The following is a 14936-nucleotide window of genomic DNA, read 5'->3' as shown; positions in this document are numbered from 1 at the left end:
CGGCAAAGGGTCGCCTGGTGATCACGCAGATTGCCCGCAAGGACTTCGTGACCCGGAGAGCTATCGAGGAGATGAAGGAAAAATGCCGCGTGCCCGCAAGCCGCCCCGCCTCTGGCTTCGAACCGAAAAGGACGGAGACAAGCAGCGCTCCACCTGGGTCATCCTCGACGGATCTACCCATCACCGCACAGGATGCCTTGCGCATCAGGTTGCAGAAGCTGGGCAGGCCCTCAACGATTACCTCGCCAGCAAGTACGAGGCGCCCAAGGGCGGCCGAGCTTCAGAAATAACCCTTGGCGCGGTGCTGACGGTCTACCTGGATGAGAAGTCCGCCGCCTCGGCGAGGCCAAAAGAGACGCAACAGACCATCGGCCGGCTGAACGACTTCTTCGGCGCCAAGACCGTTTCAGAGGTCAAGGGCAAGCTCTGCCGGGAATTCGAAACTCACCGCGGCACCCGATCCGGGGCCAGGCGCGACCTCGAGGTGATGCGTGCGGCGGTCCGCCACTATCACAAGGAATACGGGCTGGACGTCGTCCCCGCCTTCACGCTGCCGGACAAGGGCACACCGCGCGAGGTCTACCTGACCCGATCGCAGGCGGCAGAACTCTTGTGGGCGGCGCTGGGCTGGGAGAAGCAGGGAACGGGCGACAATGCCTATTGGCTGCGCCGGCGGGACCAGAAACGAGCGCACCTCGCCCGGCTGATCCTCATCGGCCTCTATACCGGCACTCGGCCCGGCGCGATCCTGTCCTTGCAGTGGATCCGGAACACCACAGGCGGATGGGCCGATCTCGACCGAGGCGTCATCTTCCGCCGCGCCGAAGGTGAGCGCGTGGCGCACAACAAGCGCAAGCCGCCTGTGAAGATCGCCCGTCGGCTGATGGCGCATCTGAAGCGCTGGCGCCGGCTGGACGGCTGGAGCGACGAGAAGGTCGGACTGCGCTATATCGTCAACTATCTCGGCAGCCAGGTGACAAAGCCGAACAAGGCATTCAGGAGCGCCATAGCGGCCGCGCAGTTGCCGACGACAGTCACGCCACACGTCTTGCGCCACACGCGCGGTACGTGGCTTGCGCAGGCCAATGTGCCGCCGAATGAAGCCGCCGCCTCACTCGGGCTGACGGCGGAGGAGTACGAGCGCACCTATCTGCACAATGATCCTGACTTTCAGAAATCGGCGGCCGATGCCTACTGACACCGCCGCTGGAACAAACCCGGTTTCCGCAATGAAACCGCAACGTTTCGCGGAACATGGGCGGAACAGAGCTAGATCGGCTGCGATGAGTTTCGTTGAATCCGTTGAGCTTTTTGGGAGCCTACGCCGTTCGGGACGAGGGGGTCGCAGGTTCAAATCCTGCCACTCCGACCAGAAAAACAAAGCGATACGCGTGTTTGTTGTTCCCGCCGCAGCGGCTCGATGTTTGATCGTCGCCTGCTCCAATTCATCGCTTTACGCAATTCCGGACGGAAAAACCGCTGCGCACTTTTCCTGGAGTTGGTTTAGCTGACGCGTTCTATGAGTTCGATTGCCGCTTTGGTGACGTCGGCGGCGTCAAGCCGTTGAACGCAATAAACGCCCCCTGCATTGCCCACCTTGCAGAGGCCCGGCGCTATGCACTTGCATGGCATCGGAGGCTGCAGCGTACGGTTGGGAACGCCAAGAGGCCCCCAGATGTCAGGTTGGGTCAGACCGAACAGGCCAACGACGGGCGTTTTCATGGCCGCGGCCAGGTGCATGGGTCCGCTTTCGTTGCCCAGGAAGATCAGGGCCTCGCCCAGCAGGGGCAAAAGGGTGGTCAGGGGTGCCTGGCCAACGAGATTTACGATCGGCGATGTTGCCGCATCCAACACCTTGCCTGCGATACCTGCCTCGTCCGGGCCGCCAACGATGACCGCCCGCAGACCCTTTCGACGGTAAATCTCTCCCAGGACCGATGCGAAACGGTCAGGCTGCCAGCAACGGCCTGGGAAACTGGCGCCGGCATGGACGGCGACAAACGACTTCGTTTCCAGTTCGTGTCGGGCAAGCAGCTGCTTTGCCTGACGCGAACCGGATTCGGTTGGCTTGAGGGACGGAATAGGATCGGTCACAGGAATGCCAAGGGCAAACAGCGGCGACAGGTACCGATGCAGATAATGCTCGCCGCCATGGCCGTATGTGGCGGCAAAGATGTTGGCGCTTTGGCGCTCCCAGAATTTCAGGGGCTGCTCCGATGGAACATAGCCTACGCGAAAAGGCGCCTTGACGAAGCGCATCACAAGCCGTGATGTCTTGGAGTCGGACAGATCGATGATAAGATCATAATCCGACTTCCTCAGATCGTGCAGGAGCCTGGTCATTCCGGACATGCGCTCGAAAGGGGAGCCGCGCATTTTGCCGCGATCGAGCGAAACCACGCTGTCGGCGATGCCTTGCTCCAGAACGAATTTCGCCAGCGCCGCCTGGCATAGCATGGTGATCGTCGCGTTCGGAAACTCTGCCCGCAGATGCCTGACCAGAACCGAAGTTAGAACAACATCCCCGATAAACTTCGTCTGATTTATGAGTATTGATTGTACGTTGCCAGCCTTCGGCAGTGCCTTTGCCGGCTCTTTTGAATTCTTGATCCAACTTTTCATGGAATGACTATTCCATTTCAGCCAAAAAGAATCCAAAATTTTCGACAAACGATCGATGTAGGCAATAGCCGCGCAATGACAAGCTCGTTCTGTCCGCTGATATAGGATATCGCCTCAGCCATCAACCAACCAGGAATATTTGTCAACGCAGATGGGGCTCGCAGGCTCTCTTTCAAGGCTTCCGCCGAGGCCGAACTCGTGACCGTCGTGAATGTGAATGACCCCGGTTCGTTTCGGCGTCCGCACGGATGCGGACATATCGGAGGGTGGCCATGGTCGCTTACGCTGGAGTAAGGTCGTGGACATGAAATTGCATTCGACCCCCAGCAGGCCGTTCATCCCCGTGCTCCTCCTCGCCCTTATCGGAGGCTGCGCGTCGACCAGCGGATCGATCGATCCGGCCAATTACGACAAGATGACATGCGCCGAACTGAACAGCGCCATAGGCGAAGCCGCCAAAGGCATCTCGCAGACAGCCATCACGCGGGGCAAGGTCGCCAGCACCAGTGTTCCGAGATGGCTGCTGGGCGGCTCAAGCGTCAAGGCCGCCGTCGCCAATCGCGAAACGACCAGGATCGATCGGCTGAAGCAGCAGCAAGCGGCCATGGCCGCCGCCAGGGCGCGCAGATGCCCAGGGCTTGGGAATTGAGCTGAGGCGCCGCTGCCGGGCTCGCCTCACGCACTCAAACGAAACCGCGTGACATCGATTGCGGCGCTCATCAGCGTCTGCGTGTAGCCGGCCTGCGGATTGCTGAAAATGTCTTCCGTCGGCCCTTCCTCGACGATCTTGCCCTGCTTCATGACGATGATGTAGTCGGCCATAGCGCGCACCACGGCGAGGTCGTGGCTGATAAAGAGGTAAGACAGCTCATGGTCGGCCTGCAGCTTGCGCAGCAACTCCACGATCTGTTTTTGCACCGAGCGGTCGAGGGCGGAGGTCGGCTCGTCCAGCACCACCAGCTTGGGCTTGAGGATCATGGCGCGAGCGATTGCGATGCGCTGGCGCTGGCCGCCTGAGAATTCGTGCGGATAGCGATTGCGCGAGTTGGGATCGAGGCCAACTTCGCGCAGCGCCTCGACGGCGCGCTGGTCGCGCTGCTTGCCCGAGAGGTTCGGTTCATGCACCAGCAGCCCTTCGGTGATGACCTGGCCGATGGTCATGCGCGGCGACAGCGAACCGAACGGATCCTGGAAGACCAGCTGCAATTGGCGCCGCAGCGGCCGCATCGTCTGGCGGTCGGCGGTCGAGATATCGCGGTCGCCGAAGCGGATCACGCCATCGCTCGGCAACAGCCGCAGCAAAGCGCGGCCAAGCGTCGATTTTCCAGAGCCTGATTCGCCGACGATGCCGATCGTCTGATTGCGCCTCAGCCTGATCGAGATGTGGTCGACGGCGCGCAGCATCAGCGGCTCGCCGGCCAGAAAGCCGCCGCCGATACGGAAGGTAACCTCGACGTTTCTGCCTTCGAGCAGGACCGGCGCATTGGCCGGCGGCGGCGCCTTGGTTCCGGTCGGCTCGGCGGCCAGCAGCATCTTGGTGTAGGCATGCTGAGGACTGGCGAAGATGGCTTGCGCGTCCCCCTCCTCCACCACCTCGCCGGAGCGCATGACATAGACCCGGTCGGCAAAGCGCCGCACGATGCCGAGATCGTGGGTGATGAAGACGATCGCCATGCCGAGCTTGCGCTGCAGCTCGGCAAGTAGCATGAGGATCTGCGCCTGGATGGTGACGTCGAGCGCCGTCGTTGGTTCGTCGGCAATCAGGATATCGGGATCGTTTGCCAAAGCCATGGCGATCATGACGCGCTGGCGCTGGCCACCCGACATTTCGTGCGGATAGGATTTCATGCGCCGTTCGGGATCGGGAATATGCACCAGCCTGAGCAGGTTGAGCGCCTCCTCGCGCGCTTGCGCCGCATTCAAGCCCCGATGCCGGCGAATCGGTTCGATCAGCTGGTTGCCGATCGAATAGAGCGGATCGAGCGAGGTCATCGGCTCCTGGAAGATCATGCTGATCTTGCGGCCGCGGACCTTGTTCAACTCGGATTTGCTTAGCGTCAGAAGATTGCGGCCGCGATAATCGACACTGCCGGTGGCTTCTCCATTGGAGGCCAGCAGGCTCATCGCCGCCATCATCGTTTGGCTCTTGCCGGAGCCGGATTCGCCGACCACGGCGACGGTTTCGCCCGCCTTGACGTGGATGTTGATGCCTTTCACCGCCTCGACCGCGCCGTCGAGGGTGCGGAAGCGCACGCGAAGATCCTTTACGCTGAGAATGGTCTCTGCTGCGTCCATCTTAGCGGTCCTTGGGGTCGAGCGCATCGCGCAGGCCGTCGCCGACGAAGTTCAGGGCGAACAAGGTGGAGACCAGGAAGAAGGCAGGGAACAGAAGCAGCCAGTTTGCAGTGCCGATATTCTTGGCGCCGACCGAGATCAGCACGCCCCAGCTGGTCATCGGCTCCTGGATGCCGAGCCCGAGGAACGACAGAAAGCTCTCCAGGATAATGACCTGCGGCACCAGCAGCGTCATGTAGATCACCACCGGCCCGAGCAGGTTGGGAATGACGTGGCGCAAAAGGATGCCGCGCTGGCCGACGCCCATGGCCTCGGCCGCCTGGACATATTCCTGGCGGCGGATGGACAGCGCCTGGCCGCGCACGATGCGGGCCATGTCGAGCCACAGCACGGCGCCGACCGCCAGGAACATCAGCACGAAGTTGCGGCCGAAGAACACCACCAGCATGATGACGAAGAAGATGAAGGGCAGCGAATAAAGCACGTCGACGATGCGCATCATCACCTCGTCGACCCTGCCTCCGGCAAAACCGGCAGTGGCGCCATAGAGCACGCCGATGGCCACGGCCACGACGCCGGCGAGCAGACCGATGGCCAGCGAAACGCGCCCGGCCATCAGCGTCCGCGACAACAGATCGCGGCCGGTGTTGTCGGTGCCGAAAAGAAAATATTGCTGCTTGACCGAGGCGCTCATCGTCGCTTCGAGGCCGTCAGGCGACTTGCTTTCGATCCTGGTGTCGTCGAAGGCGTCGGACCGGTCGAGATAGCGGATGTTGCGGTCGTCGATCGCCTTGCTGGAGGTGACGGTGACGAAGACGCGATTGCCGTCCTGGCGCCAGTCCTTGATGTCGACACGCATGCGCTTGATCGCCTCATTAAGCGCGGTCTCGATCATGTCCGGCTTCGGATAGGCCGACAGGCTCGGCGGCGTACGCACATAATCACCATAGATGGTGGTGTATTGGTGCGGCACGAACCAGGGCCCGAACACGCTGATCACGGCGATCAGGATCAGATAGTAGAGGCTGAACATGGCGGCGCGGTTGGCCTTGAGGCGCGCCCAGGCATCGCCCCACAGCGAACGGCCGACGACCGGTGCGGCGATCGCGATATCAGTCATAGCGCACCCTCGGATCGACGACGGCATACATGACGTCGACGATCAGGTTGAAGACGATGGTGAAGATGGCGATGACCACCACCGTCCCCATCACCAGCGTGTAGTCGCGGTTGAGCGCGGCATCGACGAAGTAGCGCCCGACGCCGGGAATGGAGAAGATCGTCTCGACGATGATCGAGCCGGTGAGCAGGGCGGCGGCAGCCGGACCGGTGAAGGAGACGATCGGCAGGACGGCGCCGCGCAGCGCGTGCTTGACCACCACCGACCAGTCGGACAGGCCGAGCGCGCGCGCCGTGCGGATGTGATGCGAGCGCAGCGATTCGATCATCGAGCCGCGCATCAGGCGGGCGACGATGGCGATCTGCGGCAGGGCAAGCGTCAGCACGGGACCGATCTTGTTGATAAGCGCGCCATCGCCCCAGCCGCCGATCGGCAATAGCTTCCAGGTCAATCCGAACACGAGCTGGATAATCGGCGCGATGACGAAGGTCGGGATGGTGCTGCCCGCGGTTGCCAGCGCAATCACCGTATAGTCGCCAAGTTTGTTCTGGTTGAGCGCCGCAATGGTACCGAGCACGCTGCCGAGCAGCAGCGCCAAGATCAGCGCGGAGGCGCCGAGCTGAATGGAAATAGGCAAGCCCTTCGCGAAAAGCTCGGTGACGGTAAAGTCCGGCATATTGTAGCTCGGGCCGAAATTGCCGCGCAGGAGATTGCCGAGATAGTGGACATATTGCAGCCAGAGCGGGTCGGCGAGCCCGAACTGGGCTTCAAGATTGGCCCTGATCTCGGGGCTCAGGCCCCGCTCCTGGTTGAACGGGCCGCCCGGTGCGACGCGCATCAGGAAGAACGCCAAGGTCACGATGACGAATAGCGTTGGAATGGCGGTCAGAAGCCGCCTGAAAATGTAGCGTAGCATCGGCGGTGCCCTGCTTCGGCCAGGGTGATGGGCATCCAACCGGACGCCCGCAGCGCTCTGGCACCTCTCATCTTCGCACCATGGCCTGCGAAAATCGATTTCGACTTTCGGGCCCCATGCGACGACAGCTCGAACCGCCGTCCTGAACGGGCGGCGGGTCGATCAAGGTTTCAATCCTTGGAGATGAAGCGGGACGGATGCACGTCCATGACGTTGTCGACGAAGCCATGGAGCTTCGGGGAAACGATATCGTGGTAGCTATAGTAGAGAAGCGGGATCTGGCCGACGTCGTCGACGAGGATACGCTCGGCGGCGGCGAGTTCCTTCATGCGCTCTTCCGGCTTGCCGCCGGCGGCGGCCGCCTTGTCCATGGCCGCCTCATATTGCGGGCTGTCATAGACCGAATAGTTGTTGCCGCTGGCCTTGCGCGAGATGCCCAGGAAGGTTTCGGGATCCTTGTAGTCGGCAATCCAGGCGGCGCGCGCAACGTCATAGTCGCCCCTCTGCTCGAGGAAGGAGTAGTGGGTCTTGGTGTCGGTGTTGAGCAGCGTGACGTCGACGCCGAGCGGCTTCAACTGCTCCTGGATGGCGACCGCGGTGTTCTTGTGGTTCTCCGAGGTGTTGTAACGGATCTCCATCTTCAGCGGATGCTCCGGCGTGTAACCGAGCTTCTCGAGGATCTTCTTGGCTGCGTCCTCGCGGTCGATCTGCGACATGTCGGCATATTTGGCCATCGCCGGCGTGTAGCCCTCGATGCCCGGAGGGACCATCGAATAGCCTGGCAGCATTGAGTTCTGCCAGACCTTCTCGGCAATGAAATCGCGGTCGATGGCCATCGAGATGGCATTGCGCAGCTCGACATTGTCCCAGGGCTTCTTGTCGGTCTTGATCGCGTAGTAATAGGTGCCGAGATACGGCCCCACCTTGATCTGATCACCGAACTTGGCCTTGAGGTCGGCGAGCTGCTCGGTCGGGAGATCGTCGTAGCTGTCGAGTTCGCCGGCCTCGAAGCGCTTCATCGCCGAGGAGCGATCCTCTGTCGGGATGTAGTTGACGACGTCGATCTTGACGCTTCCGGCATCCCAGAATTTCGGATTCTTGACCAATTTCATATGATCGTTGGGAACCCACTCGGCCAGCGTATAGGGGCCGTTGGAAACGAGATTGCCCGGCTTGATCCAGTCGGCGCCGAGCTTGTCCATGGACGCCTTGTTGACCGGATAGGTCGCCTGGTGGGTCAGCATTTCGAGGAAATAGGGCGTCGGCGCCTTCAGCGTCACTTCAAGGGTGGTCGCGTCGATCGCCTTGACGCCCATATCCTCGGGCTTGCCCTTCTTGGTGTTGACTTCCTCGGCGTTCTTGACGGGATAGAGCATCGAGGCATATTCGGCGGCCGTGGCCGGGTCTTCGAGGCGGCGGAAAGCGAAGACGAAGTCTTCGGCCGTCACCGGGCTGCCGTCGGACCACTGGCCGTCCTTCCTGAGCTTGAAGGTGTAAACGGTGCCGTCATCCGACACCGTCCAGCTCTCGGCGGCGCCGGGGATGACGTTGGCCTTCTCGTCCTGCATCACCAGCCCTTGGAACAGGTCGCGCAAGACGTTGGCTTCATAGACCGTCGAGGTCTTATGCGGATCAACCGACTCGGATTCGGCAGCAGTGCCTCTGTTGTAGACGACCTCGGCAAAGGCCGGCGTGTAGAATGTTCCGGCGGCCAGCGCCATGGTTGTGGCGAATGCCGTCGCCTTCAGCATGTTTTTCAGCATGAAGTTTCTCCCTGTCGGCGCTGCCAACGGCGCGCCTTTGCGTGTTGACGCCCCGGGACCGATGTCTGGCCCCTTTGAGCGCGCCGCCGGTTCCCTCCGTCGGCTGGTGGCAGGAGACTAGACAGGCGGCAAGCTCTTTTCAACCGAGTACTGATTGACCCTAAGTCAATAGCCAGGAATCAAAGAAGCCGCGGCTAAATTAGCGTAGCTTTTCAATCATACACACTTCCAGGTTGCGCCTAGAGTTTTCGCTTTTTGCATGCGAACTTTGGCATGCTCGGCGGCATGGTTCAGAACGTCATTCGCCGGGTCCAGGGGCGCCGATTCCAGACAGACACTTCGGCAACTTCGGCGGTTGAGTTCGCTCTCCTTTCACCGATATTCATCCTTCTCCTGCTCGGAATGGTTGCATACGGTGTCTATTTCGGCGCGGCCAATTCAATACAGCAGATCGCGGCGGACGCCGCCCGGACGGCCATCTCGGGGCTGAACCAGACCGAGCGGCAGACGCTCGTGGCCTCGTTTCTCGCCAATAATGCCGGTGGATATCCCTTCGTCGACGCCAGCAAGCTGACTTATCAGGCCAATGACAGCACGGCGGACGGCAATCAGTTCGTGGTGTCGATCCAGTACGATGCCCGAAACCTGCCGATCTGGAATCTCTTTCCGGGCATAGCCATGCCGGGTACAACGATCAAACGCCAATCAACGATCAGGGTCGGGGGCATCTAAATGCTGCTCTGCGCGCACTTGAAGATTGGCAGGCTTGCACGCCTGATGCTTGGTGACCGGCGAGCGAATTTCACGGTGATGACGGCGTTGAGCGCGCCGGTCGCGCTGGCGCTGGCAGCGGTGGCGATCGACGAGGCCTCCATTTACACCGAGCGCCGAGAAGCACAGGCGATGGTCGACCTGGCAGCGATCACCGCGGCTTCGAACATCAACAACGTCCAGACCGCAGTCTTGACCACGCTCACCGACAACGGGATGCCAGGTGTCGTCGTTCAGGGCTCGGGTCAAACCATTCCCGCGGCGGTGGGCAAAACCGTCGTGACGGTCACGCGGGGCCGATATGCAGGGGCATCCTCGGTCAATGTGGATCAACGCTTCCAAGCAGGCGTAACCCCTTACAACGCGGTTCATGTGACCCTGCGCAAGATCCCCAACCGCTATTTCGCAAGCTCGCTGATCCCAACGCCCATCATTGGCACCGAAGCCACCGCCAGCATGACGCCACAGGCCACTTTCTCGGTCGGATCGAGGTTGCTCAGCGTCAATACCAGCAACAGCCCCATCCTCAACGCGCTTCTCGGCGGCCTCCTAGGCGGCAACATCTCGCTCAGCGTCATGGACTACAACGGATTGATCTCCGCCGATGTCAGCGTGCTTTCCTTCGTCGATGCCCTGGCGGTGCAATTGAACCTGACGGGCGTGACCTATGCGGACGTTCTGGCCTCAAAGGCTACAGTCGGCCAGATCGCCACCGCCATGGCCAATGTTCCCGGGCTCGGCAACACGGCCAAGGTCGCCTTGCAAACCATGGCAAGCAAATCGACCAACACGGTCAAGATTCCGCTCAGCCATCTCATCGACCTCGGCCCCCTCGGCAGACTTGGCCTCGGGCAGAGGCCAGCCGGCCTTGGCGTTGACGCCAGCGCGATGGGAATGCTGATGGCCGCCGCCGAACTGGCAAACGGTTCGAAGCAGATCGACCTCGGTCTCAGCACCGGCATACCGGGGGTGCTGTCGAGCACGCTCGCCATCGCCGTCGGCGAACCGCCGCAATCCTCGCCATGGCTGAAGGTTGGCGAAGTCGGCACCATTGTGCGGACGGCCCAGACCCGTATCAAGCTGGTGGTGAAGATCGGAGCCGGCAACAGCAATGTCGGAGGCGGTATCACCCTGGTGTCGTTCAGTCTGCCTCTGCATGTCGAAGTCGCCTATGCCGAGGCCAAGCTCACCGACATAAGTTGTCCGACAGGCCCCAGCAGCATCAAGGTGACCATCGCCACCCGTCCCGGTATCGTCGAAGGGCATCTCGGCGACAGCAGCAGCGCCGGCTTTGCCGATTTCACCAACAAGGAGACGTTTTCCAACACGGAAATCGCGAGCGTGAAACTTCTGATCATCCCGGTGCTGTCGGTGGTGGGCTCAGCGGCGTTCGACATGGCCAACAACACGCCAACGACGTTGACTTTCAACAAGGCCGATATCGATGCCAAGACGATAAGGACCGCTTACACCCAAAATTTTACCCAGTCGTTGACTACGTCGCTGGTCAGCGATTTGTCGCTGACGGCGAATTTACTCGGTCTGCCGCTGCTGAATCTGAACACGCTGATCGCAACCGTAAGCCCGCCAGTGGTGGCACTTCTGAACAGCGTAACAGCTCCGGTCGACACGTTGCTTACCAATCTGCTCGAAGCTCTTGGCGTGCGTCTCGGTGAAGCCGACGTCCGGGTCACCGGCGCAACGTGCGGACGTGCCGTGCTTGTCCAGTAAGATGGCCGGCACGCGCTGATCTAGGCAAGGTGTCCAAGAAAGCATCCGAGTGTCGGCAGCAAAAGCACGGCTTCTCCGGCGAGCGAGGCATCGCCGCCAAGTTTCGCAACCGCTCCTAAGTCTTGCGGCAGCGGCCAATTGGCCGGTTCCCCGGCGAAATTGAAGGCACAAAGCAGCCTCTCATCGCCATGCTCGCGGACAAAGGCCAGCACGCCTTCGGCGTCGAGAAAGCGGATCGAACCGCCGACCAGCGCCGGATGCCGCTTGCGCAAAGCGAGTGCCGAACGGTAGGCGGAAAGTACCGATTGCTCATCGCCGCTCTGTACATCGACCGCGCGAGCGCGATGGCTTTCCGGCACCGGCAGCCAGGGTTTACCGGTGGAGAAGCCCGCATTATCGGCGCCGGACTCCCAGACCATGGGCGTGCGGCAGCCATCCCTTCCCTTCACACCGGGCCAGAAGCGGATGCCTACCGGATCGCGCAGGTCCTCATAGGCAAGTTCCGCCTCCGGCAAACCGAGTTCCTCGCCCTGGTAGAGGCAGATCGAGCCACGCAGGCAAGAGAGCAGCATGATCGAGAATTTGGCCACCACGTCAGGATCGCCGCCCGGCCGCGTCCAGCGGCTGACATGACGCATGACGTCATGGTTGGAAAACGCCCAGCAGACCCAGCCATCTACGACAGCGTTTTCGAAAGCCTCGACACAGCCGCGCACATGCGCCGCCGAAAATTGCGGGCCAAGCAGATCGAAGGTGTAGCACATCTGCAGCTTGTCGCCGCCGGAGGTGTAGGCGGCCAGCGTCTGTAGGGAGCGCCCCTCATCACCGATTTCGCCGACGGCGGCGCGATCCCCGTACTCGTCGAGCAGCGCCCGAAAGCGCCGCAGGAACGCTAGATTTTCCGGCTGCGTCTTGTCGAACAGGTGCTCCTGGTAGAGGTAGGTGTTGGTCTCGGTGTTGGTGCCTGCAACGCTCGACGCCAAGGGCGGGTTGCTGCGCAGCCAGCGGTCGTGGACGTAGTAGTTGACGGTGTCCAGCCGGAAGCCGTCGACGCCGCGCTCCAACCAGAACCGCACTGTATCCAGAAGCGCGTCCTGGACCTCCGGGTTGTGAAAGTTGAGATCCGGCTGCGAAGCGAGGAAATTGTGCAGATAGTACTGCCGGCGGGTCGCATCCCATTCCCACGAGGGGCCGCCGAAGACCGACAGCCAGTTGTTGGGCACACCACCATCCGGTCTGGCGTCGGCCCACACGTACCAATCGGCCTTTGGATTGTCGCGGCTGGCGCGGCTTTCGACGAACCATTCGTGCCTGTCGGAGGAGTGCGACAGCACCTGGTCGATGATGATTTTCAGGCCAAGCCGGTGCGCTTCGGCAACCAGTGTATCGAAATCCTCCAACGTGCCGAACATCGGATCGACGTCGCAATAATCCGACACGTCGTAGCCCATATCGGCCATCGGCGACTTGAAGAAAGGCGACAGCCAGACGGCATCGGCGCCGAGCGAGGCAATGTGGGCGAGCCTTGATGTGATGCCGGCGAGATCGCCGCTGCCGTCGCCGGTCGTGTCCTGGAAGGAACGCGGGTAGACCTGGTAAATGACGCAACCGCGCCACCAGTCGGCCGCTCGCTCGGCATTGTCGTCAGTCATCACGACCCTTTCCCTGTCTGGGCCCTTCCGTCCTGCGCTCGATCATGAAATTCACGCTGCGGCCCGGCAGCGCGCGAGAAAGATCAACTGCTTGCGCTTCGATGGCGGGATGCCATCGGAATCCGTCTCGCGCGGGCAATGTGAAGATGCATTGGCGGCGATCGCCATTGACCATGACGGCAAGCCGGCCATCCACGCCGCCGAGCAGCATGACGAGGCGATGCCGGGCGGGATCGTTCCACTCCGCCTCGCCGAGCAGCGCCCCCGTCTCGGTGAGCCAGGCGACGTCGGCAGTGTCCGACCCGGCCAGCGGCTGGCCGGTGAGGAAATCTGTATTAGAGAGCGCCGGCACCGCGCGGCGCAAGGCGGCCAGTGCACGCGCGTAGCCTTCCAGCGCCTGGTCACGCCCCTTCCAGTCGAGCCAGGTGATGTTGTTGTCCTGCGCATAAGCGTTGTTATTGCCTTGCTGGCTGCGGCTGAATTCGTCGCCGGCCGTCAGCATGATCGTGCCGCGCGAGGCGAACAGCGTGGCGAGCAGCGCACACTGGTCGCTGAAGCGCGCCTTCGCGATTGCCGCGTCGTCCGTCGCGCCCTCGACGCCGTTGTTCCAGGACAGGTTCTCGTTGTGGCCATCGCGATTTTGCTCACCATTGGCCTCGTTATGCTTCTCCTCATAAGCAACGATGTCGGCCAGCGTCATGCCGTCATGGGCCGCGATGAAATTCACCGTGCGGCTGGCGGGCTGGCCGCCCTTGGCGAAAATATCGGACGAACCGGCAAGTCGTGTCGCCAGCGTACCAACCATGCCGGCATCGCCGCGCCAGAAGCGCTTGGCATCGTCGCGATAACGATCGTTCCATTCCAGGAAGCGGGAGGGGAAGTTGCCGAGCTGATAGCCATCGAGACCGATGTCCCAGGGCTCGGCGATCAACACACGGCCGGCCAACAGCGCATCCTCGCGCATCGCCTCCAGCAACGGCGCTTGCGCTTCGAATGTGCCGTTGACGCGCCCCAGCACCGGTGCCAGGTCGAAACGAAAACCGTCGACGCCGGCATGGCGGACAAAATGGCGAAGCGTGTCGAGCACCATTTCCCGCACCGCCGGGTGATCGCAGGCAATCGTGTTGCCGGTACCGGTGTCATTGACCAGCCTGCCATCCGGCTGATGCCGGTAATAAGCCTGATTGTCTAGGCCGCGCAGCGACAATGTCGGACCGAGCCTGTCACTTTCGCCCGTGTGGTTGAAGACGAGGTCGAGAATGGTGCCGATGCCGGCCGCACGCAGCGCGGCAACGGTAACGCGCAATTCGGCCAGGCCGCCAGGGGCCAGGCGCGGGTCTAGTGCCATGAAGGTGACAGGGTTATAACCCCAGGCGTTGCTCAACCCGAGCGGCGGCAGATGCCGCTCGTCGATCGATGCGGTCACCGGCATCAGTTCGACGGCGGAGACGCCGAGCCTTTGCAGGTGCTCGACGATAGCCGGATGAGCAAGTGCGGCGGTCGTGCCGCGCTGTTTTTCCGGGACATCCGGATGCAGCTTGGTGAAGGCGCGCACCGGCACTTCGTAGATCAGGCCGCCCGGACGGAACAGCGGCGGCGGCACAGGCACAGCCGTGAGCAAGGCTTTCGCCACCGCCTTGGGCATCAGCGGCGCGGTGTCGGCACCTTCGTTGCGCCGCGCGGCGAGACGCCAGTGATAGGCATAGGGCCGATCGATCTCGACGGCGTAGGGATCGGTCAGCAGCTTGTCGGGGTCGAACCAAAATCCGCGCTCGGGCGCGTAATCGCCATCGGCGCGGAAACCGTAGCGGGTGCCCTCGGCAAGGCCGGAGACGAAGAGTGCATGCACCCCCTCTCCTTCCGCTTTCAGCTCCAGCCGGTCGAGTTCGCGGTTTCCCTGTTCGTCGAAGATCGAGACCCAGAGGCGGCGCGCCGACGAGGACCAGGCGGCAAGGCGGATGCCGTCGGGGGTGATGGTGGCGCCTAGTGAGGTCATCGGCGCGTCCTCCACCCTCCCCCTTGTGGGAAGGGTCGCGAACGAAGTGAGCGGGGTGGGGGGTGACGCC

The 14936-nt window shown here is 62.0% G+C and carries 11 protein-coding genes; 4 read left to right on the top strand and 7 right to left on the bottom strand.

What is annotated here, in order from left to right:
• Nucleotides 1-82: 82 nt before the first annotated feature.
• Nucleotides 83-1198: a tyrosine-type recombinase/integrase gene (locus FJ490_RS01975; RefSeq protein ID WP_140767585.1), complete on the top strand. Its 1116-nt coding sequence runs from the start codon at nucleotides 83-85 to the stop codon at nucleotides 1196-1198.
• A 305-nt stretch (nucleotides 1199-1503) separates the two neighbouring features.
• Here FJ490_RS01975 and FJ490_RS01970 read toward each other — a convergent pair whose 3' ends face one another.
• Nucleotides 1504-2622, bottom strand: coding sequence for a glycosyltransferase family 9 protein (locus tag FJ490_RS01970; protein ID WP_140520751.1), 1119 nt, complete (start codon nucleotides 2620-2622; stop codon nucleotides 1504-1506).
• A gap of 304 nt (nucleotides 2623-2926) precedes the next feature.
• On the opposite strand from FJ490_RS01970, the gene FJ490_RS01965 reads away from it, so the two are divergent.
• Complete coding sequence (locus FJ490_RS01965; RefSeq protein WP_140520958.1) at nucleotides 2927-3271, top strand: hypothetical protein; 345 nt, start codon at nucleotides 2927-2929, stop codon at nucleotides 3269-3271.
• Nucleotides 3272-3297: 26 nt separating this feature from the next.
• On the opposite strand, the gene FJ490_RS01960 is transcribed toward FJ490_RS01965, so the two are convergent.
• The 4 genes from FJ490_RS01960 to FJ490_RS01945 all read right to left on the bottom strand — a co-directional run bounded on the left by FJ490_RS01960 (nucleotide 3298) and on the right by FJ490_RS01945 (nucleotide 8716).
• A complete protein-coding gene (locus FJ490_RS01960; protein WP_140520752.1) occupies nucleotides 3298-4917 on the bottom strand; it encodes an ABC transporter ATP-binding protein in 1620 nt (539 codons plus the stop codon).
• Between the two features lies 1 nt (nucleotide 4918).
• On the bottom strand, nucleotides 4919-6037 hold the full coding sequence (locus tag FJ490_RS01955) for an ABC transporter permease subunit (protein ID WP_140520753.1): 1119 nt from the start codon (nucleotides 6035-6037) through the stop codon (nucleotides 4919-4921).
• Nucleotides 6030-6953 (bottom strand): ABC transporter permease subunit, encoded by a 924-nt coding sequence (locus FJ490_RS01950; RefSeq protein ID WP_140494801.1) that lies wholly within the window; start codon nucleotides 6951-6953, stop codon nucleotides 6030-6032. Before FJ490_RS01950 ends, FJ490_RS01955 begins: the two co-directional genes overlap by 8 nt.
• A 170-nt stretch (nucleotides 6954-7123) precedes the next feature.
• Nucleotides 7124-8716 (bottom strand): peptide ABC transporter substrate-binding protein, encoded by a 1593-nt coding sequence (locus FJ490_RS01945; RefSeq protein WP_140494803.1) that lies wholly within the window; start codon nucleotides 8714-8716, stop codon nucleotides 7124-7126.
• A gap of 285 nt (nucleotides 8717-9001) precedes the next feature.
• Between FJ490_RS01945 and FJ490_RS01940 the strand changes: the two genes are divergently transcribed.
• Both FJ490_RS01940 and FJ490_RS01935 read left to right on the top strand, forming a co-directional pair.
• On the top strand, nucleotides 9002-9448 hold the full coding sequence (locus tag FJ490_RS01940; protein ID WP_140555953.1) for a TadE/TadG family type IV pilus assembly protein: 447 nt from the start codon (nucleotides 9002-9004) through the stop codon (nucleotides 9446-9448).
• Nucleotides 9449-11218, top strand: a complete 1770-nt coding sequence (locus FJ490_RS01935) for a TadG family pilus assembly protein (RefSeq protein ID WP_140728153.1) — start codon at nucleotides 9449-9451, stop codon at nucleotides 11216-11218.
• Nucleotides 11219-11238: 20 nt separating this feature from the next.
• On the opposite strand, the gene FJ490_RS01930 is transcribed toward FJ490_RS01935, so the two are convergent.
• Both FJ490_RS01930 and glgX read right to left on the bottom strand, forming a co-directional pair.
• Entirely contained in the window at nucleotides 11239-12870 is a 1632-nt protein-coding gene (locus tag FJ490_RS01930) for an alpha-glucosidase family protein (protein ID WP_140728152.1), read from the bottom strand.
• On the bottom strand, nucleotides 12863-14866 hold the full coding sequence (gene glgX / locus FJ490_RS01925) for a glycogen debranching protein GlgX (protein ID WP_140728151.1): 2004 nt from the start codon (nucleotides 14864-14866) through the stop codon (nucleotides 12863-12865). Before glgX ends, FJ490_RS01930 begins: the two co-directional genes overlap by 8 nt.
• Nucleotides 14867-14936: the final 70 nt, after the last annotated feature.

It is taken from the genome of Mesorhizobium sp. B2-5-11 (genome assembly GCF_006440835.1).
Classification (GTDB): Bacteria; Pseudomonadota; Alphaproteobacteria; order Rhizobiales; family Rhizobiaceae; genus Mesorhizobium.
This window is presented reverse-complemented; position numbering and strand designations above follow the sequence as displayed.